This is a genomic window from Bradyrhizobium sp. Leo170, from assembly GCF_004296405.1.
Lineage (GTDB): Bacteria > Pseudomonadota > Alphaproteobacteria > Rhizobiales > Xanthobacteraceae > Bradyrhizobium.
Genome location: NZ_PSRR01000047.1, coordinates 13963 through 36293 on the forward strand (window position 1 = coordinate 13963; position 22331 = coordinate 36293).

At 59.8% G+C, this 22331-nt stretch carries 16 protein-coding genes and 2 pseudogenes; 10 read left to right on the forward strand and 8 right to left on the reverse strand.

Going from position 1 to position 22331, the window contains the following annotated elements; all coding sequences use genetic code 11:
- Positions 1-390 precede the first annotated feature (390 nt).
- A pseudogene (locus tag CWO89_RS11270) lies at positions 391-6275 on the forward strand (AAA family ATPase).
- Here CWO89_RS11270 and CWO89_RS11275 read toward each other — a convergent pair.
- A complete protein-coding gene (locus tag CWO89_RS11275; protein WP_130578687.1) occupies positions 6270-6662 on the reverse strand; it encodes a response regulator transcription factor in 393 nt (130 codons plus the stop codon). The pseudogene CWO89_RS11270 and the gene CWO89_RS11275 sit on opposite strands and share 6 nt — an antisense overlap.
- Positions 6663-6893: 231 nt before the next feature.
- Here CWO89_RS11275 and CWO89_RS11280 point away from each other — a divergent pair, with 231 nt between their 5' ends.
- From CWO89_RS11280 to CWO89_RS49460, 8 genes and pseudogenes are all read left to right on the forward strand, one after another.
- On the forward strand, positions 6894-7529 hold the full coding sequence (locus tag CWO89_RS11280) for a response regulator transcription factor (protein WP_130578688.1): 636 nt from the start codon (positions 6894-6896) through the stop codon (positions 7527-7529).
- 438 nt (positions 7530-7967) lie between these two features.
- Positions 7968-8204: a winged helix-turn-helix domain-containing protein gene (locus CWO89_RS11285; RefSeq protein ID WP_165421102.1), complete on the forward strand. Its 237-nt coding sequence runs from the start codon at positions 7968-7970 to the stop codon at positions 8202-8204.
- A 13-nt stretch (positions 8205-8217) separates the two neighbouring features.
- Entirely contained in the window at positions 8218-9108 is an 891-nt protein-coding gene (locus CWO89_RS11290; protein ID WP_130578690.1) for a LysR family transcriptional regulator, read from the forward strand.
- 399 nt (positions 9109-9507) lie between these two features.
- Positions 9508-9909 carry an SPW repeat domain-containing protein gene (locus CWO89_RS11295; RefSeq protein ID WP_130578691.1) on the forward strand — a complete coding sequence of 134 codons (402 nt, stop codon included), beginning with the start codon at positions 9508-9510 and terminating at the stop codon, positions 9907-9909.
- A gap of 359 nt (positions 9910-10268) precedes the next feature.
- Positions 10269-11105: a hypothetical protein gene (locus tag CWO89_RS11300; RefSeq protein WP_245475995.1), complete on the forward strand. Its 837-nt coding sequence runs from the start codon at positions 10269-10271 to the stop codon at positions 11103-11105.
- 354 nt (positions 11106-11459) lie between these two features.
- Positions 11460-13085 (forward strand): GMC family oxidoreductase, encoded by a 1626-nt coding sequence (locus CWO89_RS11305; protein WP_130578693.1) that lies wholly within the window; start codon positions 11460-11462, stop codon positions 13083-13085.
- A 26-nt stretch (positions 13086-13111) separates the two neighbouring features.
- Positions 13112-13627 (forward strand): Dps family protein, encoded by a 516-nt coding sequence (locus CWO89_RS11310; RefSeq protein ID WP_130578694.1) that lies wholly within the window; start codon positions 13112-13114, stop codon positions 13625-13627.
- 155 nt (positions 13628-13782) lie between these two features.
- Positions 13783-14990 (forward strand): annotated as a pseudogene (locus CWO89_RS49460) (DUF3095 domain-containing protein).
- Positions 14991-15052: 62 nt separating this feature from the next.
- Here CWO89_RS49460 and CWO89_RS11325 read toward each other — a convergent pair.
- From CWO89_RS11325 to CWO89_RS11335, 3 genes are all read right to left on the reverse strand, one after another.
- Complete coding sequence (locus CWO89_RS11325) at positions 15053-16072, reverse strand: helix-turn-helix transcriptional regulator (RefSeq protein WP_130578697.1); 1020 nt, start codon at positions 16070-16072, stop codon at positions 15053-15055.
- 241 nt (positions 16073-16313) lie between these two features.
- Positions 16314-18476 carry a xanthine dehydrogenase family protein molybdopterin-binding subunit gene (locus CWO89_RS11330; RefSeq protein ID WP_245475997.1) on the reverse strand — a complete coding sequence of 721 codons (2163 nt, stop codon included), beginning with the start codon at positions 18474-18476 and terminating at the stop codon, positions 16314-16316.
- Positions 18477-18524: 48 nt separating this feature from the next.
- Positions 18525-18980 (reverse strand): (2Fe-2S)-binding protein, encoded by a 456-nt coding sequence (locus tag CWO89_RS11335; RefSeq protein WP_130578699.1) that lies wholly within the window; start codon positions 18978-18980, stop codon positions 18525-18527.
- A gap of 141 nt (positions 18981-19121) precedes the next feature.
- On the opposite strand from CWO89_RS11335, the gene CWO89_RS49465 reads away from it, so the two are divergent.
- Positions 19122-19328 carry an ATP-binding cassette domain-containing protein gene (locus CWO89_RS49465; RefSeq protein ID WP_130578700.1) on the forward strand — a complete coding sequence of 69 codons (207 nt, stop codon included), beginning with the start codon at positions 19122-19124 and terminating at the stop codon, positions 19326-19328.
- Positions 19329-19660: 332 nt separating this feature from the next.
- Here the strand turns inward: CWO89_RS49465 and CWO89_RS11345 are convergent, their stop codons facing one another.
- The 4 genes from CWO89_RS11345 to CWO89_RS11355 all read right to left on the reverse strand — a co-directional run.
- Positions 19661-20116, reverse strand: coding sequence for a DUF3788 domain-containing protein (locus CWO89_RS11345; protein WP_130578701.1), 456 nt, complete (start codon positions 20114-20116; stop codon positions 19661-19663).
- Between the two features lie 626 nt (positions 20117-20742).
- Positions 20743-21333 carry a hypothetical protein gene (locus CWO89_RS11350; protein WP_207234458.1) on the reverse strand — a complete coding sequence of 197 codons (591 nt, stop codon included), beginning with the start codon at positions 21331-21333 and terminating at the stop codon, positions 20743-20745.
- Positions 21330-21557: a hypothetical protein gene (locus CWO89_RS45805; RefSeq protein WP_165421100.1), complete on the reverse strand. Its 228-nt coding sequence runs from the start codon at positions 21555-21557 to the stop codon at positions 21330-21332. The genes CWO89_RS11350 and CWO89_RS45805 overlap by 4 nt, the downstream gene beginning before the upstream one ends.
- On the reverse strand, positions 21491-22331 hold an 841-nt coding region (locus tag CWO89_RS11355), incomplete at its 5' end, for an integrase catalytic domain-containing protein (protein WP_130578702.1). The genes CWO89_RS11355 and CWO89_RS45805, both read right to left, overlap by 67 nt.

Sequence of the window (22331 nt, forward strand, 5' to 3'; positions counted from 1 at the left end):
CGATGCGCGATGAAGCCGGAACACTATCTCAGTTACACTGAGGAGCGCGGAACGCGCCTGGGCTCGACGACGTACCGTCTCTGCCGAGGCCAGCATGCGCGCCAGCATCGGAAGGATTTCCGTTCCAAGATCGGTGAGCTGCGTCAGCTGGCGCTCGGGATGGCTGAGTTCCAGCTCGAGTCTCGGCACCCTCAGGGCGGGTAAATCGCTCCAAATTGCTGCTAAACGAAGGAGGATCCGCGTCCGCCGTACCCGGCAAGATGGAGGGCGGCTGGCATTTCTCGGGCGATGGAGTACGATTTCTCCAGGCTGGAGAGGGGCCGCGCGTGCGGCACGCGAAGAGCTTGATCAGCCGACTTCAAGCCGAAGCTCGACGCCGGAGTCTGACAGATGGTGCAGCAGCCGCTGAACGTCGCGTACTCGGATGGTAGCTCTCAGGTGTTGTGGGAGGACGGCGAGCGCGTGTTCAGCCGTGGCTGGCGACTGGACGACAATGGCAACCGCCTCGCCGTACTGCTTGTTGCCCCTGCCGCCGACCACCCGTCTCGGACAAGACTCGATCGCCTCACGCACGAATACGAACTGAAAGATGAGCTCGACGGGGCATGGGCGGCGCGGCCGCTGGCCCTCATGCGCGACGCCGGTCGGACCGCGCTGGTGCTCGATGATCCGGGCGGGGAGCCGCTCGATCGTTTGCTCGTTGGGCCCATGGAGGTAGGACGCTTCTTGCGCCTTGCTATCGCTGTTAGCTCGGCTCTGGGCAAGCTTCATCAGCGCGGGCTCATCCACAAAGACATCAAGCCAGCTAATATTGTGGTGGACTGCGCGGATGGACACGTGCGGCTCACCGGGTTTGGCATCGCATCGCGCCTGTCCCGCGAGCGGCAGGCGCCCGAGCCGCCCGAGACCATCGCCGGTACGCTTGCCTACATGGCACCCGAACAAACCGGGCGGATGAACCGTTCGGTCGACGCCCGCAGCGATCTCTACGCCCTCGGCGTCACGCTGTACCAGATGCTCACGGGCGTTCTGCCCTTCACGGCGGCCGATCCGATGGAATGGGTGCACTGCCATATTGCAAGACCACCGGCGCCGCCCAGCGAGCGGTTAAAAAACCTCCCAGCCTCCGTCTCTGCGATCATTATGAAGCTGCTCGCCAAGACTGCTGAGGAGCGTTACCAGACGGCTGCAGGCGCCGAGAGCGATCTACTGCGTTGCCTTGCTGAATGGGAAACCCGAGGCGATATCGACGAATTCCCGCCCGGGGAACACGACACTCCGGACCGGCTGCTGATCCCCGAGAAATTGTATGGTCGGACAGCCGAGATCGATACCCTGCTTGCCTCCTTCGACCGTATCGTCGCCGGCGGCAGGCCGGAGTTGGTGCTGGTTTCCGGATACTCCGGCATCGGCAAGTCCGCGGTCGTCAACGAGCTTCATAAGCCACTTGTTCTGCCCCGCGGTTTTTTGCATCGGGCAAGTTTGACCAATACAAGCGCGACATCCCCTACGCCACCCTTGCGCAGGCCTTGCAGAGCCTGATCCGCCCGCTTTTGAGCAAGACCGAAGCGGAGCTGCGGCAATGGCGGGAGGCGCTGCTCGAGGCGCTCGAACCGAACGGTCGGCTCATTGTTGATCTCGTCCCGGAATTGAAGCACATCATCGGCGAACAGCCGCCGGTCCCCGAGCTGCCGCGACAGGATGCACAGGGCCGCTTTCAGCTGGTGTTCCGGCGATTTATCAGCGTATTCGCGCGGCCGGAACATCCGCTCGCCCTGTTCCTCGACGATCTCCAATGGCTCGATGCAGCAACGCTCGATCTGCTCGAGGATCTGTTGACCCGGCCGGATGTGCAGAACCTATTGTTGATTGGCGCTTACCGCGACAACGAAGTCGATCCCATCCACCCGCTGATGCGCAAGCTCGAAGCGATGCGCCAAGCTGGAGCGATATTGCAAGACATCGTATTGGCACCCCTAACCTGTGAAGACTTGGGACAACTAATCGCGGATTCTGTTCACAGCGAACCAGAGAGAATCACGCCGCTGGCGCAGCTGATCCACGAGAAGACAACCGGCAATCCGTTTTTCGCTATTCAGTTCATTTCTGCGCTCGCCGACGAAGCATTGCTCACTTTCGATTATGGCGAGGCTCGATGGTGCTGGGACCTGAATCGCATTCACGCCAAAGGTTACACCGACAATGTGGTGGACCTTATGGTAGGGAAGCTGAACCGCCTGTCCGCCGAAACTCGAAACGCATTGCAGAAGCTCGCCTGCCTGGGCAACGACGCAGGGTTCACCATGTTGCGGATCGTTTACCATGACTCCGCCGAGGAGATGCATGGCCAGCTTTGGGAAGCGGTGCGAGCAGGGCTGATCTTTCGTTCGGAAGATTCCTACAAGTTTCTCCACGATCGTGTCCAGGAAGCCGTCTACTCCTTGATCCCGGAGGAATCGCGTGCCGAAGCCCATCTCCGAATAGGGATGCTGCTCGCAGCGCAGACCCCTCCAGAGAAGCTGGAGGAGACGATCTTCGAAATCGTCAATCAGCTCAACCGCGGCTCGCATCTCATCACGTCAATTGAAGAGCTTGAGCGGGTCGCGGAGTTGAATTTCATTGCAGGTAGACGCGCCAAGACCTCGACAGCCTATGCCTCGGCGCTGAACTATCTGCTCTCCGGCGCGGCACTGCTGCCACGGGACTCTTGGGAGCGCCAGCACGACCTGATCTTTGAGCTGGAGCTGCACCGGGCCGAATGTGAGTTTCTCACTGGTGCACTGGCGGAAGCCGAGCAGCGCCTGGCGGTGCTGTCGGCCCGTGCCGCAACGACGATCGAACGAGCCCGCGTCACGTGCCTGCAGGTGGATCTTTACACGACCCTGGATCAGGGCAGCCGCGCGATCGCAGTCGGTCTCGACTATCTCCGCCACCTGGGTATCGACTGGTCGCCGCACCCGACGGAAGACGAGGCTCGGCGCGAGTATGAGCGGATCTGGTCCCAACTCGGCTCCCGCACGATAGAAAGCCTCATTGATCAGCCTTTGATGAGCAATGCCGCATCGCTCGCGACGCTCGACGTCCTGACGAAGCTCGGGCCGCCTGCACACTATACGGATGCGAAACTACGTTCGATGGTCATCTGTCGAGCAGTCAATCTCAGCCTCGAGGGCGGCAATTGTGACGGCTCGTGCTACGCCTATGCAGTGCTTGGCAGGCTTGCTGGACCGGAATTCGGCGACTACCAGGCGGGACTTCGATTCGGCCGTCTCGGCTATGAGCTGGTCGAACAGCGCGGGCTAAAGCGCTTCCAGGCCAGGACCTATTTGAACTTTGGATATTTACTCATGTTCTGGACGAGACATGTCCGGGAAGGTCGTGATCTGCTGCTGCGTGCGTTTGAGACGGCAAACCAGATCGGTGACCTCACTTTTGCGGCGTACTATCACACCCACCTGAACACGTATCTTCTCGCGGCGGGCGATCCGCTCGATAACGTGCAAGTCGAGGTCGAGCATGGTCTCGCGTTCGCGCGGAACATACGGTTCGGTTTTGCGATTGACTCCATAGCCGGCCAGCTTGGGCTGATTCGGACACTCCGCGGCTTGACGCCGATTTTCGGTTGCTTTGACGATGGGCAGTTTGACGAACGCCTACTGGAGTCCCGTTTCTTCAGGAACCCGGATCTGGCGTTGGCCGAGGGCTCGTATTGGACCCGCAAGCTGCAGGCACGCTTCTTTGCCGGCGACTATGCGGGTGCCCTCGAAGCCTCATTGAGGGCGCAACAGCTGCAGCCGACATCGGCGTCTTTTTTCGAATGCGCGGAATATCACTTTTACAGCGCGCTCTCCAGAGCAGCATGCTGCGAGTCCGCGGCGGCCGGCCAATGGCAGGAGCATGTCAGGGCATTAGCCGCGCACTACCGACAGCTCGAGGTCTGGGCGACGGCTTGCCCGGATAACTTCGAGAACCGCGCCGCACTCGTCGGGGCGGAGATCGCCCGGATCGAAGGCCGCGCGCTTGATGCCGAACATCTTTACGAGCACGCTATCCACTCGGCACACACGCACGGCTTTGTCCACAACGAGGCGCTCGCCAACGAAGTCGCCGCACGCTTTTATGCCGCGCGCGGGTTCAAGAAGATCGCGCATGCCTATCTGCAGGACGCGCGGTACGCATACATCCGTTGGGGAGCCGACGGCAAGGTACGCCAACTCGACGAGTTGTATCCGCACCTCAGGGAGGAAAAGCCGGTTGTCGGCCCCACAAGCACGATCGGGGCACCCGTCGAACAACTGGATCTAGCTACTGTTATCAAAGTCTCCCAAGCCGTGTCGGGCGAGATCGTTCTAGAAAAACTGATCGACACGCTGATGCGCACAGCGATTGAGCACGCGGGTGCCGGGCGAGGTCTGTTGATCCTTGCGGTAGGTGACGGGTATCGGATTGAGGCGGAAGTCACGACCAGCAATAATACGGTGACCGTCGGTCAGCGACAAGCAAGTGTAACCGCTGCAGATCTGCCGGAGTCCATCCTACACTACGTGATCCGGACGAAAGAGAGCGTTCTTCTCCACGATGCCGCAGCCGCGAACCCGTTTTCCGCCGATAAGTACATTCATCAGCATCACGCCCGTTCAATTCTCTGTCTGCCGTTGCTCAAACAGGGCAGATTGGCCGGTGTACTCTACCTCGAAAACAACCTGACGGCCCACGTTTTCACACCTGACCGCGTCACAGTGTTGAATGTGCTTGCGTCGCAGGCGGCAATCTCGCTGGAAAATTCGCGGCTTTATGACGACCTCGCGGACCGGGAAGGGAAGATTAGGCGTTTGGTCGACGCCAACATCATTGGGATCCTCATTGCCGACCGCGAAGGGCGGATCCTCGAAGCTAATGACGCGTTTCTACGCATCGTGGGATATGACCGTGAGGACCTGGTCTGGGGGCGCCTGCACCGGACTGGGCTGACCCCGCCGGAGTGGCGCGAGCTCGACAAACGTGCCTGGGAAGAACTGAACTCGACTGGAAGGCTTCAGCCCTTCGAGCAAGAATATTTTCGGAAAGACGGCAGCCGCGTGCCTGTGCTTATTGGCGCCGCGTTGTTCAAGGAAGGAGGTGACCAGGGCCTTGCGTTCGTCCTCGATCTGACCGAGCGCAAGCGCGTCGAGGAAGCGCTTAGCCAAGCACAGAGACTCAGCCGCACCGGCAATTGGATCTACAACGCGACAACGAAGCGTTACCTCTATTGGTCGGACGGGAGTTACAGGATCTGGGGGTTTGATCCGCTGCAGGGCCTTCCAAGTCGACAAAGTATGTGGGAACGCATTCACCCAGAGGACCGCGACAGAGTGTGGGGAGCGGTTCAGGAGGCCGTGCGCCAGAAAAGAGATTTCATGGCCGAGTTCAGACTCCTCCTACCTGATGGAACAATCAAATGGGTCGAAGGAACCAGCTACCATGTGTTTTCCCCCCAGGGCACGGTGAGTGAGGTTATCACCACAACCGTCGATGTGACGGAACGAAGGCGAGCACAGGACGAACATGAAAAGCTGCGCCAGCTCGAGTTGGATTTCGCCCACATGAACCGCGTGAGCATGATGGGAGAATTGGCCGCCTCACTGTCTCATGAAATTTTGCACCCGATCGCTACCGCTCGCAACAACGCCCGTGCAGGGACGCGCTTTTTGGAAATGAATCCGCCAAATCTGGATGAGACCAGGGAAGCGCTCGCTTGCGTTGTCAGGGACACGGACCGAGCCAAGGATATCGTCGGACGGATGCGTGATCACATCAAGAAAGCGCCTCCGCGAAAGGAGCGTTTTGATCTCAATTCGGCTACCAACGAAGTGATTCTACTGGCACAAAGCGTGATCCACAGGAATGGCGTCTCGGTCCAGACTCTGCTTGCGCACGGTGTGGTTCCGGTTCTGGGAGATCGCATTCAGCTCCAACAAGTCTTGCTGAACCTGATTCTGAACGCGGCTGAAGCGATGGGCTCGGTTGAGGAAGGGGTAAGAGAGCTGTTGATCAGCACCGAGCAGGATCAGGCAGGCGCCCTCGTAGCCGTACGCGATTCTGGGCCCGGCATTGATGCGCAGCATCTCGATCGAGTCTTCGACACCTTTTACACCACGAAGTCCAGTGGAACAGGGATGGGGTTGTCGATATGCCGCTCCATTATCCATGCTCATGGGGGCAAGTTGTGGGCGGAAGCGAACGAACCTCGCGGCGCCGTATTTCAGTTCACTCTGCCGGCGGACAACGACTCATGAATTGTCCTCAATCGGCGTACTCGGCTGCAGAGCCGAACGCAGGCATCGCTCGAGATAGTCGTCGTCCACTGGCTTGCTGAGGTAGTAAACAATCCCATCCTTTAGAGCCCGATCCTTGACGACCTCATCGGGGTAGGCGGTAACGAGGATCGTCGGGATCGCGTACCCTGCATCGACCAAATGCCTGTGCAGCTCGACTCCAGTCATTCCGGGCATGTGAACGTCGGCGATCAAGCAGGTGGTTTCCGGCAAAAAGCGTGACGCCAGGAAATCGGCTGCTGACGGAAACGCCTCGACAGTGTAGCCCATTAACACTACGAGCTTTCGCATTGACTCACGATAGAGCTGATCATCGTCAACGATGGCTATCAGTGTTCGGTTCAACATTGCCGGTTCCAGGCGTCTTCCTCGCTCCACTACACTGGCGGCATACCTCGCGCCTGCATGCAATTTCTAGTGTCCGGGACATTTCCCAATAATGCAATGACCGCGCCCGTAAGCGATGGCTTAGGCTTCCGGCTATCCGCTTAGGCAAAGAGACCTGTTCATCTTGACCAATTGTGCGTAGAGTGACGTCGGAAATGGGGAAAATGGGCTTCCCCACGCAGGATACCGAGAATGGGTGAGGCAAATCCCTGTGTCTTGGTTATCGATGACGATCCCGAGTTTCGCGACTCGGTCGCGCGGCTGTTGCGGACAGTCGGTTTACCTGCCCGACAATTTTCGTCTGTTCCCGAGTTTCTCAAGGCCGATCCGCCGGACGGTCCCACTTGCCTGGTGCTCGACGTGAGAATGCCGGGGCGAAGCGGTCTTGAGCTTCAGCGCGACCTTGTCGCCGCAAACAGGCAAGTGCCGATCATCTTCATCACGGCGCACGCCGACGTGCCGATGACCGTGCAGGCGATGAAGGGCGGTGCGATAGAGTTCCTTACAAAGCCATTCCGTGATCAGGATCTGCTTGACGCCATCGAGGCCGGCCTCGCTCGCGATCGCGCCCGTCGAGAGAGTGATAGCGCATTGGCTGTGCTCAAGGAGCGCTTCGACATGCTCAGCTCCCGTGAGCGTGAAGTTATGCTCGGCGTCGTGGCCGGTCGCCTAAACAAACAGATTGCCAACGATATCGGCATCGCCGAATCCACGGTGAAGGTGCATCGCGTGAACCTGATGCGGAAGATGAAGGCACGTTCGCTTCCCGAACTCAGCCGGATGGCGGACATTCTTAATCTAAGACTAGAGCACCCGCAGAACCCCTGAGCCGGAACGGCATGTCCTCGGCGTTTTCGTGCGAGGGCGCCATCTACTCGCAAATTGCGTCCACCGCATTTTTCTGCGCCGCTGATCCTCTTCCTTAGGTGCACATCCGGTCAACGGATTCGGGGCGCGAGGTTTGCGCCCTCACTTCTAAGCGATCGCTTAGCACAGGCAGCGACAAGCGAACCTTACAAGTACCTCCGCGCAATCGACCGCAGCGCTCCAAGCCATCAAAATGCGTCCAACAAGGCTCTCCTCGGAAAACCGCCTTTCCAGGCACGCGAGGTTATAATGCGCGCATTAATTGGTCGCTTGGCGCATCCCGAACCGGGATTTGACGTAAATTGTGTTTCTCAAACTCCGGATACGGACCAGGCCTTCTTTGTTCCACCAACTAAAGTTTCATCCTGACCGTTTCGCCTGCTTCCGACGCAGCTCCTTTTGCTGGAAGGCGAGAAGCCCGTGCCACTCGGAAGTCGTGCCCTGGAGATCCTGACTGTTTTGCTTGAACGCCGCGGTGAATTGGCCAGCAAGCAGGACTTGATGGCCCGATTTTGGTCCAATGTCTTGGTCGAGCCCGCCAACCTCACGGTCCATATGTCCGCGCTGTGTCGCGCGCTGCATGACGGCCGCGACAGGCATCGGTTCGTCAATCTCGCCGGGCTCGCAACAACCTGATGGAGAACAACCCATGGAGCTTCATCAGGTTCGCTACTTCCTCGCCGTCGCGTCCACACTCAACTTCACCCGCGCCGCCGAGCAGTGCAATGTCACGCAGCCCGCGCTGACCAAGGGGGTGCAGAAGCTCGAGCAGGAACTCGGCGGCCAGTTGATCTACCGCGAGCGCCAGCTGACCCAACTCACCGACCTCGGAAAGGAAGTCCTTCCGATGCTGGAGCGCACAGTGGCCTCGGCAGAGGCGGTGCGGCGCAGGGCCCAGGAGTTCCAACGCAAAGAGGTTGCGCCACTGAAGATTGGCCTGGCCCCTTCCATCTCAGCGTCGCTCGTCCTCGATCCGATCGCGGAGATCGCAAACTGCATCCCCGGACTTCACGTGGAGCTGCGCGAGGGCGTGGCGGAGAAGCTTGTCGACCTCTTGCTTGAAGGGGAGATCAACGCCGCAATGGTCGGGGACGTGCGGGACGTGCCTGCCCGTATCGACGACTGGTCGCTGTTCGAGGAACGCTACGTCGTGGTTCTCGCGCCGACACACCGGCTCGCAAACCGTCCCTCGATCAGCATCGACGACCTCCGTGAGACCGTCTTGCTGGAGCGCGTCGAATGCGACGTCGCCCCTAAGATCCAGCAGTCGTATTTCCCCGAGGAACCGCCTAACCTCGGCCACTGCAGCGGTCACGACTTGCACCTGCAGCACATGGCCGCCGCGGGCTTCGGCGTGATACTCGCGCCCGAGCACATGCCGCGCCTTCCGACGCTCAAGACCATTCCGCTCGAAGGCGACCCGGTTTCGCGCGAGGTGCGGCTACTGGCTGTGCAGGGGCGCCGCTACTCGCCGGCGCTGGACGCTTTCGTCAAGGTCACGCGGCTTCGCGACTGGTCGGTCGTCGCTCGGACGGCGTGAAATCGTGGAATGCGTCTAACGTCCGGGGAGAGCATGCGGCGCATGCGTTCACTGCGGCCGGTTCAAAAGCCACCCAAATGCGCTACGCATGAAGCGAACAATGCTGTCTTACCAAGCCTTCCCTGACCTCGACAGCCGGATACTGAAGCACCGCCCTCGGACACTCGCGGTCGACGCGCCAAACTAACCCGCTTCCATGGCGCCGGGCGAGTGGAATGGAAACGATAACGACCGGGCATTTCTAATGGTTGGCGTGCCGGCGTACCCTTACTGCTCGTCTAACCGGGCTGGCCCGTGACGGAGTGCTTGCCATCACAGGATCGCGAAATCGCCCTCTTGGCTGGATGCACTTTCCACGTCGCAAGGACCCGCTCGAGTAACCAAGCAGAGGAGTCTCCGATGTCGTTTCGCTTCATCACCAAGTCTATCCACGCCTACCTGATCGACTATCCTGTCGCGATCGTCTTGATCGCAGCTCCGTTCGTGCTGAAGCTCGGCCAAAGCGGACCGGTCGCAATGTGGCTTTCGGTTGTCGTCGGTGTGGCCGCGCTGCTCTTGGCCGCCCTGACCGACCATCCCACCGGTCTCGTCCACATCATTCCCTACTGGCTGCACCTTTGGGTCGATCGCGCCGTCGGGGTGGTCTTTGTCATTGCACCGTTTGCCTTCAAATTCGCAGGGCTCGACGCCTGGTACTATTGGGTCCTCGCTGCGGCAGTCCTGCTCACGACGTCGGTCCTGAACGCGCCTGAGGAGCCGGTTGCGATGCGTCCGGAATTGGGCAGGCGCGCAGCTGGCTGAAAGCTGCGAAGGCGTCGTCGAGACGTCGCCGATGTTCGTCTGCAGCCGTCGGTCACGGACCCGCGCGCTTGGGGCTGGGGCCGGGATCATTCTTGATAGCGCCGATGGTGGAGGGCTAATACGGCGCAAGCACTCGCCGGATCGGGCGGCTGATATTTACGGGGTTTAAGATGAACGCGTTTGCTCAGCCGCGGGACCGAAGCGCCGTGATCGGGCCACGCTTCGACTATTCGGCGCTGGCTCCCGCGGCGGCGGCCATTTGCTACCCTTTTCTACTCCGCGCCTTTCATGTCGTCGTTGGCACGCAGGCCGCAATACCTTCGCCTCTCGCAATTGTCGCCGCGACCTTGATCCTGGCCGTGGCGTTCGTCGTGCCGTTTCTCGCGCTCGCGCTCGCTTGCCGGTCCGACGCCGATCCATGGGCGCGGCGGCTCGCCTATGCCGGCGTAGCGACCCCAACGCTCTTCGTTTTTCTTGGCGTCGTTCAGGCCCTGATTCATAGCCCCATCCCCGACGAACTCGTGTGGTGCGTGCTTTGGCTCGCAATCGCGATCTGGTCACAGACCGCCGGCAATCCTGTCGCTGCGACGCGGCCGACCGTGGGGCGCTGGCGCATTGTCCACGGAATGACGGCGGCGGTCTTGTTTCTATATGTGGCGTTCCATCTAGCCAATCACTTGTTTGGGTTGATCGGCCCCGACGCACATGCGGCCGTCATGAAGGTCGGCCGCGTCGTCTACCGCTCTGACGTGGGTGAACCGCTGTTGGTCGCGGCCATGCTTTTCCAGATCGGCACCGGCCTGTTTCTGGCCTGGCGTTGGAGTGCCGCCCCGCAGGGCCTCCATCGGACATTTCAGGTCGGCTCGGGGGCCTACCTCTCGCTGTACATCCTCGGGCACATGAACTCCGTTTTCATCTACGCTCGTAGCTTTCTCGGTATACCGACCGATTGGAATTTCGCGATCGGAGCCCCGACCGGGCTCATTCATGACGCATGGAATATCCGGCTGTTGCCTCATTACGCGCTCGGCGTCTTCTTTGTCCTAAGCCATCTTACGTCGGGATTGCGAGTGGTGCTGATCGCGCATGGCGTCAATCGACGCGCCGCAAATCGTCTTTGGGGCGCGGGCGTGGCAATAAGCGCCGCTATCTCGGCCGCGATCATCGCGGGTATGTGCGGGGTTCGGATCAGCTAGGCGACAGCGGTAGTGTTGGTCCCGAGTCATGACGGCGCGGCCGGAGCCGGTGTGACACGCGGACCGCGTTTTTTGTTTCGTCGAGCGCGAGAGCACGTCTCGCGAAACGCTGCGACGCAGCTCTGGTACTTCACCGATGCCGGTGAGGCGAACGTCGCCAGGGCGACCTCGGGGAGCGACGATAACGATCGTCTATCGACTCGATGGCGAGAGGTGATTTCCCTCGCCGGCGTTGCAAGGTCACTCTTCAAAAGCATGGTCCGATCAATCTCAGGATCAGGAGCCGCGATGGCGCTGCGTCAGCGACGGGCGTTGATTGAACGATACAAATGCTATGAAAGAAAAACGGCACTGATGTCCCAGGAAGCCTACGATATTGTCATTGTCGGCGCGGGCGCGGCCGGCTGCGTTGTCGCGAGTTATCTCGCCGAACACACCGATGCGTCGATCGCGCTGATCGAAGCGGGCGACATGGATCGCGATCCGTTCATCCACATTCCGGCCGGCTTCGCCAAACTGCTGGCCCACGACCGGCATGTCTGGAAATACGAGACGGTTCCCCAGCACGGCACAAAGCGCGCATATCGCTCAGGCAAGGTACTCGGCGGCGGCTCCTCGATCAATGCGATGTGCTACGTCCGTGGTCAGATACGCGACTTCGCTGCGTGGCAGGACGCGGTCGGCGACACCGGCAAATGGTCGTATGAAGACCTGCTTCCCGTCTTCATGGCGCAGGAAGACAACGACACCTTCCACGACGAATATCACGGCATAGATGGTGGTCTGGCGGTCCAGTTGCCCAAGGGCATCAATAAGCTGAACCAATATTGCCTCAAGGCGTTCCAGGAATATGGGGTTCTCTATAATCCCGACTATAACGGCAAGAGCCAGATCGGCGTCTCGCCAGTGCAGTCGACGGTCGGAGATCAGCGCCGATGCAGCGCGGTCGACGCTTATCTGCGTCCGCACCTCACCTCGGGCCGCGTAACCCTTCTCACCGGCAAGACCGTCGTTCGCATCATCGTCGAGAACAAGCGGGCTGTCGGCGTTGAGTTCATGGACACGAGCCTGAAGAGGATCACGGCCGACGAAGTTGTGCTGTCGGCTGGCGCCGTCCATAGCCCGACGATCCTCATGCACTCTGGCATCGGGTCAGCCGAGCAGCTGCGACAGCATGGTATCGCGGTGATCGTCGATTCTCCGGAGGTGGGCGAAAATCTCCAAGACCACCCGATGGTACCGGTCCGTGTCTATGTAAAGGGCGATCTCGGCTATCAGGCTGCCGCGCAGGGCCTCGGTAGCGTGAAGGCGGGCTTGCGTTATCTCGTCACCAAGGATGGCCCGGCGTCGGGCAACGGCATCGAGACGGTGACTCACTGGAATCCGTCCGACTTCTCCGCCGAACCCACAATCCAATGCTATCACGCTCCTATCGTCGTGACCGAGCAACTCGGCCCGGCGGGCGACCGCTCGGGCATCACTTTCGAACTCGTGGTGCTTCAGCCCAAGAGCCGCGGCTGGGTGCGGTTGGCCGACAGCGACCCAACGTCGATGCCTCTCATCAACCCGAACTTCATCGGCGAGGAGGAAGACTTGAGGGCCGCGGTGGAGTCAGTGCGCGCGATCCGCAAGGTCATGGACCAGGAGTCGTTGGCGCCGGTGATCGAGGAAGAGATGGATCCCGGCCCACACGTCCAGTCGGATGCGGAGATCGGCGAATGGGTGAAGCGTGTCGTGACGACGATGTGGCACCCGGTCGGCACGTGCCGGATGGGCCAGGATGCGCGAGCGGTGGTCGACGCGAGGCTCAGGGTTCGCGGGGTCGACGGCCTCCGGGTGATCGATGCCTCGATCATGCCGAACATCACCAGCGGCAATACCAACGCCCCGACTCAGGCGCTTGCGCGCCACGCCGTGGCGATGCTGGTCGAGGATCTGAAGCGGACCTCCGGAGCTCCGGCGCGAGCCGACGTGGCCTAAGGTAGAACCCTGAAGGAGGGATCAAAATGAGTATGGAAGACGCGCGAAAGCGCCGCGAGGCACCACTCGACACGCCGAGCAATCTCGGCTCCAATGCCACCAAGCATATTTCGGCGGCGCTCACTGTGCTTCTGGCAGACGTGTTCGCGCTCTACGTCAAGACCAGGAACTTCCATTGGCACATATCAGGCCCGCATTTCCGGGATTATCACCTCCTCCTTGATGTGCAGGCCGCGCAGATTTTTGCGATGACGGACGACATCGCGGAAAGAACTCGCAAGATTGGCGGCACAACGATTCGTTCGATCGGCCACATCGCCAGAGTGAAGCATATCGAGGACAATGATGCTGGCTTCGTCACGCCCGAAGACATGCTGGCCGAGCTGAAGGAAGATAACCTGGCGCTTAGCCAGCGGATGCGGCAGACCCACAACGTCTGCGACGAGCATGGCGATGTCTCCACCGCCAGCCTGATCGAAAACTGGATCGACGAGGCGGAAAGTCGCTCATGGTTCCTGTTCGAGGCGACCAGGAGAGCTTGACCCCGAGCGCATGGCCACCCGCGAAGCTCGGGTGACTGCCTACGCTCCCGCAAAAATCCCGTCTAGGGCTTTGACGTTAGACTGGCGATTGCTGACCCTTAGTGAGTTAGCAGCTTCACCCTGAACTCCGACGACGACCGAAGGGAGTGCAAATGATGGTGGATGGATCAGAGCCAGCCTTCGAAGTCGGTCGTTTCCAGAGAAGGGTTGACCAAGAGGGCGAAGACGACCGCTTCTATCAGGCGCTTGTGCCCTTCGACACTTTTGATGACGTACTGCGGCGAGATCGGTATCGCCCTCTACCTCATGACTGGACCATCGCTGTTACGGACGTCAGCCATTCCACCGAAGCTATTGAACAAGGGCGGTACCGTGAGGTGAATACGGTCGGTGCGGCGGTTCTTGCCGCCGTGAGCAATGCACTACCCGACCTACAGTTTCCGTCCACGTTCGGAGGAGATGGCGCGAGCTTCGCCGCGCCCAGCGCCTATTCGTCCATCACCAAGGATACATTGGCAAAAACCGCCGCTTGGGCTGAAGACGCATTGGGTCTCACGTTGCGCATTGCGGTGATTCCTATCGCGGACATTCGAGCTCAGCATTTGGACGTCCTGGTAGCCGTTTCGCGCCCTCTTCGAACGTCACCTACGCGATGTTTGCCGGTGGAGGACTCGCCTGGGCAGAGCGCAAACTCAAGCAAGGCGACTACAGCTTTCCGCGCGCGCCCGTGGGAGTAACAGCCGATCTCACGGGTCTTTCGTGCCGATTTGCGCCGATCAGCGCCAAGAACGGCGTCATCTTTTCTCTTATCGTCGTTCCGTGCGATGATCCGACTTCGTTCGTGGAACTCATACAGGAGCTCCTGCGGACGCTCCGTTCAGATGAGTTGCCTGTCGAAGGCCCGCTCCCTGCATGGACCGGCGACCATCTTGATCATGCCATCAAGAAAGGCAGCCGAAAGATGCCCGTTGCGGCTTGGGCTGCGAAATGCTTGCGCGCCATTCTGACGCGGGTGGGAATTCCTATTGGTGGTTTTCATGAAGCTCAGTTCCGGCGAGAGCTTGTGGAGAATACGGACTACCGAAAATTCGATGACGGCCTACGTATGACAGTGGACTGCTCATCTGAATTCGCTGACGTCGTTGACGCACGCTTGGAAGAGGCTCAGCGGAGAGGAGCATGCGTTTTTGGAACGCATCGACAGTCGGCGGCAAATCTTACGTGCTTCGTGCCATCACCCACGCGAGCCAATCACGTGCACTTCGTTGACGGTGCTTCCGGGGGTTACGCCTTCGCCGCGGCCAACTTGAAGCGAAATGTTGCGAGCGGAGAAGTACCTGAGTCTGAGCGCCGCTCTGCATGACGCAAGGCGGAGGGCGCCATGGCGGGGCAGCCCCGTTCTTGCTTTCGGATCGCACCTTGTTCTCAGATCTCCTTCCGGGCTCTGCCCTCCTTGGCTATCCGTCGATAGTCGCTCGGATCTCGATTGTACGCCTTTCGAAAAGCTCGCACAAAACTTGAACGGCTCTCGTACCCCGCATTAAGAGCAACGACGTCGATCGACATCGTCGTTGTCGTCAAATCGATCGCAGCCTGGCGCATTCTCAAGTCTCGCAAGATGGCCATCGGGGATTGTCCAAAGATGTCCGAGAAACGCGCCATGAACGCCGAACGACTCAATCCTGCACTGTGTGCCAAGCTTTGAACTGAATGGGCGGCTCCCGGCCGCGCCACCATATCCGCAAAAGCACGGGTGACCTGCCTGTCGGCAAGTATCGAGAATCGTTCAGTCCACCGCTGGGATGACTTGAGGGACCGTCGCACCAACGAGACAACGATCTGCTTGAGCAGAGACGCTGTCATGGCTCCAACGCCGACCTCCTGTTGTAGCAACTCGTCTATAGCCTCGCGAAGCTTCAGATCGATCTTGTCCGCTGGCTCGAATTGCTCGATCACGGGTTCGCGGAGTTCTCCGAACAGCCTCACAGACTGACCAAAGGATGCGTTAAAAAAGCCGCATATCTGAACAATTTCGGGTTGCTCGTTTGGCACTGCGATGCGGAGGATGCCGTCTTGACGAGTCCAGCAGTCTCTCGAAATGAGCTTCGGTGGGCTACTTCCACCGCCAACCTCGATCGTGAACGGAGTGTTTGGCGGCACGATGATGAGCAAATGAGGGCTCAACGGCATCTCTGGTCCGCCGTTGATGGACATGCGTCCCACGCCACTCAAGTTGTAGTGGATCCCGGGTACGTCAATCGTCCCAAATTCGACTCGATGGCCGTGCGGCACCAAAATCTCAGTCAGCGCGATGACATCGATGTCGAGCGCCTGCATCAAGTTGTTGAGGTCTGTTGTAGACAATTTGACAGTGGCGCCCGCGGGCGGCGAAACGTTCTGCCCGACGAGAGCCTGCTTTGGAACCGCTTTCGAGGTGTTCCGCATGGCTGTAGTGGCCTATTTATTGCCCGGCTACCGGCGCCGATAGTGCTCCGAAACCTGTTCTCCAAGGATCAGCGGGGGCGTCGCCATGCTGTTCGTACCACTGAACCTCGTCTCTTGCCAATTAGACGAAATTGGGACCTGCCGAGAACGCGAACGCTCCCATAGTCATTATGCTCCGCGGCTTTAGTTCCCGACCGTCATCCCGAGCGCGCTACAACGCGCGCGGGATGACGGGCAAGGACTAAGACGACGATTTCAGCGAATTTGTATCGATCGGCAGGCTGCGCACGCGCTTGCCGGTCGCGGCGAAGATCGCATTGGTCACTGCAGCACTGACAATGGCTGTCGGAGCTTCACCAACGCCACCCGGAGCCTCCGCGTTCTTAATCAAGTGTGTCTCCACCACCGGTACCTCGTCGATACGCATTGGCAGATAGCTGTCGAAATTGCTCTGCTCGACCCGTCCATCCTTGAAGGTGATTGACCCATGGAGCGCGGCAGTCAGGCCGAAAAGCGTTCCACCTTGAACCTGTGCTTCGATCGTATCTGGATTGACGTACATGCCGCAGTCAATCGCACAGACGATCCGCTTGACTTTGACGGAGCCATCGGCCGCCACTTCGACCTCGGCGACCTGCGACGTGTAACTTCCGTATGCGAATTGTACCGAAATTCCGCGGCCATGCCGCGCGGGAAGGGGCGATCCCCACCCTGCGTTTTCCGCCGCGAGCGACAGAACAGCGAGCGCTCGCGGATTGTGGCCAAGCAATCCCTTGCGGTAAGCGACGGGATCCTGCTTCGCAGCATGAGCGAGCTCATCTATGAAGCTTTCGACCACAAAAACATTGTGAGTCGGTCCGACGCCGCGCCACCAAGACGTCCGGACACCAGGGTGCTCGACCCGGACAAAGTCGACGTGGATATTGGGCAGCGCATAGGGCGGCTCGGCTGCCGCTTCTACGGCATCGGGGTCCAATCCGTCCTTGACGTAAGGGGGATAGTAGCGAGCCATGACTGAGGAGCCGGCGATCCGATGCGTCCAAGCAACCGGCTTGCCGGCCGCGTCAAGTCCGGCCGACAACCGATCGAGATAGTACGGCCGATACATATCGTGCTTGATGTCTTCCTCGCGGCTCCAGATCACCTTCACCGGACCATCGACGTGCTTGGCGATCTTGACGGCCAGCACCGTGCCATCGGCCTCCAGCCTTCGGCCGAAGCCACCGCCAATCAGATGATTGTGAATTTTGATCACCTCCTTTGGGAGGCCGGTGAGTTCGACCACCAGAGACTGTGTGATCGTAGGCGCCTGTGTCCCGACCCAGATGTCGCAACGGTCCTTCTGCAGGTGGACGGTGCAGTTCATCGGCTCCATCGCCGCATGGGCCAGGAAAGGCACCTGATAGATGGCGTCAACCCGTTGCGCCGCCGCCGCAAGAGCCTTCCCTGCATCGCCATCGTTACGGGCAACCGCGCCTGGCTTTCTGGATTCCTCCTCCAACTGCTTGACGATATCGGCGTTGCTGACCTTGCCGTTCGGCCCATCGTCCCACGTGATGGCGGCAGCCTCGAGCCCCTTCTTCGCCGCACCCGTGTGATCCGCTACCACGGCAACAGCTTCATCGATATTGACCACCTGCCGGACGCCCTTCACTGCCAGCGCGGCCTTATCGTTCACCGTTTTCGCTTTGCCACCGAGCACGGGCGAAATAGCAACTGCTGCAACCTTCATGCCTGGCAGTCGCGTATCGATGCCGTAGAGCGCGCGCCCATCGACCTTTATCGGTGAATCCACGCGCTTGGCACGCGTGCCGATCAGGGTGAAATCCTTTGGATCCTTCAATTTGACGGTTGCCGCAGGCGGCACAGGCAATTTCGCCGCAGCCGTCGCAAGTTCGCCGTAGCCCAGATGCTTCGAGCCTGACGCATCGAACACGACGCCATCCTTGGCGCGGCAAGCCGCTGGATCGACATTCCAGCGCTTTGCGGCTGCCGCAATCAGCAGATTACGACCGACTGCCCCTGCCTGACGCAGCGGTGTCCAGAAGGCGCGGACAGAGGCGGAACCACCTGTATTTTGAATGCCGATGATCGAGTTGACGTAAAGCGCATGATTTGGCGGCGCATGCTGAACCTGAATCTGGTCAAGCTTCACTTCCAGTTCTTCAGCGAGAAGCATCGAGAGCGACGTGTAAACGCCCTGTCCCATCTCAATCATCGGAATGACCAGGGTCACGGCGCCGGTTGGATTGATCCGTATAAAACCATTCGGCGCGAAAGTACCCGTGACCTCGTTTTCGACCACCTGAGAAGCAGGCGCCGCGAAGACGGACTCCGTGCTTGCACCGGTCAGCGCAAAACCAAGCAGCAAACCTGTGCCCTGAAAAAAGGTGCGCCGCGACATCGCCGTTTCACCTTCGATCCGGTTCGTTAGAATCAGCCTATCCATGGCTCAAACTCCCGCTGCTTGCTTGATCGCGGCCCGGATACGCTGATAGGTACCGCAACGGCAGACATTTCCCGACATCGCTGAGTCGATATCCGCATCACTCGGCTTCGGAGTATCTTTCAGCAATGCCGCCGCCGACATGATCTGGCCGGATTGGCAGTAGCCGCACTGCACCACCTCCAGCTCCAGCCACGCCTTCTGCAAGGCCGCGCCCTGCGGCGTCTGGCCGATCACCTCGATCGTGGTGACCGCGCTATCGCCGATGCTATCGACCGACGTCTGGCAGGAGCGGACCGGTTGACCGTCGATATGCACGGTGCAGGCGCCGCACAGTGCTTGGCCGCAACCAAACTTGGTCCCGGTCATGCCGAGCACATCGCGCAGCACCCACAGCAAGGGGATGTCGCCGTCGACATCGATCTCATGGGGTGAGCCGTTGATCTTTAATGTGAAAGCCATGAATGCCTCTTGAGCGCGTAGGGAGTGAGCCATGAGCCAATCAACGTCACTCATGAAATCCGCGAAAGCTCTACGCATTGATCGCAACACGGGACGAAGCTTTCCAATAGCCGGCATGTATAGTTTCCATAGCAACGGGGAATGCTCGCAAACCGGATAGCTAAGAAGGAAATTGACAGAGCCTATGTTCGCCTCGGGCGGCTCGCCGCGGGCCGTAGACAAATTGCGGAATCACTGAGCGGGGGAGAACGAAAGCTTCTGGCGTTCACTCGCGTGATGTTGCTCGGACCCAGCATCTACTTGGTCGATGAACCTACGGAAGGCCTGATGCCTAAGGGCTGTGGATGAGATCGGGGAATTGATGGCTACCCGGCCGCCGGCGGCGCATGCGTCGCGCTCGTCGAGCAGACCCTGCAACTTGTTTGGCAAATCTGCACGAACGTCGCGCTGACAAACAGTGGCCGTATAGGGCGGATCGTAACGACACTCCTGCCGGAGCATATTGATCGGTAGTTGGTGGGCTGAAGCTAACTCTTCACGCGATAACGCATCGTGCAACGTCGTTGCGAGATCTGACGGCCGGATGGCCGCTCGGCACCATCCGATTCTTGTGACAGACTTTTTGCTGAATATCCAGCGTCTTGCCGACTTTGCCGCGAAACTTAAGATTTCCGCGACATTCAAGCGCGCGACGGTGGAGGGCGCTTCATAGTCAAAAGCTCCGTCACATCATGCCGATCATCTGCGGATGAGATCGCAACTGTCAGGAATTTCCCGTCCGGGTATGTTTGGGCTTCATCGTAAAGCTTGACCAACTGCGAGCGCCAGATATAACGGCGCTCCTCAAACTTGTCTCGTTCTGCTCCCCCCAAGACCACCACGGCCGAAAACCGCCTGTATTCCGGCACGAAGGTGCAAAACGCCTTTGTTTTCTTGTAGCGTAGGGACCAGCCGCGCTTCTTGCCGCCATAGAGCCATTCCGGCGCGAAGACACCGGGGTAGAATTCCTCGATCCAGTTCTGCAGAGAGGCCCAATGCTTGAACGCGCCCGGTCCGATCCAGTCGCGGACAGTGCTATCATCGGGCGATGCTGACTTGTCAGTGATCCTGTCACCGATCTGGGGGGACTGTTCCATGCCGCTTTTCCTTCAATCACAACTTTTCAAGACCGGTTCGGAAGACTTGGCGGCCGACCTTGATCTTGCGCGAAAGGTGTGTCGCGATGTTCCCATGGTTTGAATCTGTGTTGCGCAAGTTCTGTCACGGACCTCTCTCCACCATTTGGGGCATAGGCGAGTTGCCCGTCAAAGCTGAAATCCGGCGCGTGGATTTGCGGACACGGAATCTGGACGTCCGGTCCGTTCTTCGAGGACAGGACTGTGCTCGTTGACTGGCATTTGAGCCTAGTCTGTTCAGGGAGACGCGTGCGACATACAACGCGCAGGTGTTTGAGTTAACGCTCCGCGCTTGCGAAGGCGTCGGCATTTCCACCGTAGTTCGCTCCCGGCTAGGTCTTAGTTGGGAAGCCCTGCACTAGCTTGCTCCTGCCGGGTCCGAAGCATACCGGCGGTCCCCGCGCGCCCGAAACGCCCTCGCGCGCTTCTCGAACCGCCGATACCTACTTCACGGAAATTGCGAGCGGAGGAAGTTTGTGGGAGCGCCTGCGTCCAGGATTTGAACCTATGCAGGGACCTTTCGAGCCGGCGACAAATAGCGTATGAACGGCGGCTTTTGCCGAGCTACAAAGGGTCCACGTTGCGAGTTAGGCTGCTCTCCAGTAAGAAAACAGCGATTGCGAAATAGTGGGTCTAGCGATGTAGCGGACCCCCGCTACCAACGATCCCCCCGACGTAGCGATATTGGAGAACAAAGCCGGATTGCCGCAGAGCGCGGCGAGGCGCCCGTTGATGTCGATCCGCACGCTCCGACCATCCTCAGCGTTCGCCTTCGTCCCGGCGCCACCCGCTCGGCTAGGGCTGGCGTGCACAATGATTGCCGTCACCAATTCACGGATGGTCGCAAACTCCATTGGGGTGCCGCGCTTCAATTCATTCGCCAACTCCTTCACCGTGCGCTTATAGCGGTCGATGGCCTTCGGGTGCAGCGCGATCACGTTGTCGGCTTCCTTGGCCGTCTCAAGCCGCGCGGCAAACGTCTTGCGCTCGGCTTCCAGTTCATTCATTCGCGGGATGAGCGCGTCGGTCGCCATGCCCTTGACGATGAAATCGACGATGCGTTTGATCTCGCGCTCGATCTCGCCGAGCCGCCGCTCGATCCGGGTGCGTTCGGTGCTCGCCTCTTTCTTGAGCCGTTTGCGCTCGGCGTTATAGGCATCGACAAATTCGGTAATCACCTCGGGATGTGCGAGGTGCTGGCGAGCGTGCGATAAAGCTCTCGAAGACGCCGTTTGACGCCTTTGCTCAACTTCGGATGCGCCAGTGCGCGCGCATAGGGCGTGGCCGGAACATGATAGCGCTTGATCACTTTCGCGCCCTCGCGTCGCTTGTCCTTCAGCTTGAAGGACGGCTGGAAGAAGTTGGTGTGCAGCCGCGATGCGGCATACAAGCGTTCCAGCACGCGCGTCGTCCCGACGCCATCGAAGCGACGTATCCCACAAGTCGCCGGACGACCGCGCCATTCTTCTGCTCGACGAAAGCCTGATCGTTCTTCTTGTAGGCGCGCGAGCGTGTCACCTCGATCTTTTGCGTGCGACACCAGGGCACGACGACATCGTTCATAAACGCGCTGTCGTTGTCGAAGTCGGCGCCGCGAATGAGCCAGGGAAACAGGTTCTGTGCGCGCTCCATGGCTCGCACGACGAGGCCGCTCTCGCGCGTCACCAGCGGCATGCATTCGGTCCAACCAGTCGCGACGTCGACCATCGTCAATGTCTGAATGAACGAGCCAGCTACAGATGTGCCGCCATGAGCCACCATGTCGACCTCGCAGAACCCCGGCGGCGGATCGTGCCAGTCGTTGAACGTCCGGATCGGAACTTCACGCCGTACCGCCGAATAAAAGCCGACCCGCCGACGCTTACCGCCGGCCGCGGCAATTTTGGTCTCGACCAGCAGGCGATCAATCGTGGCTGCGCTGACGCCGAGCACCAGCGCTCGATCGGCCTGGTCGAGCTTGAGCCGGCCATGCTGCTCCAGCGAAGGCAGCAACGTCGGAATCATTACCCTGAGCCGCTTGCCGCAGATCCGATCCGAGGCCTCCCATAGCGCCACCAGCGCATCCCTGATAGGGGCGCCATAGGTCGGCCTTCGCTGCCGCCGGGCCTCCCGCGAAATCGCGACAAGGCTGGCAAGCGCCCGAACCGCGTGCTTGCGATGCCAGCCGGTTACCGCA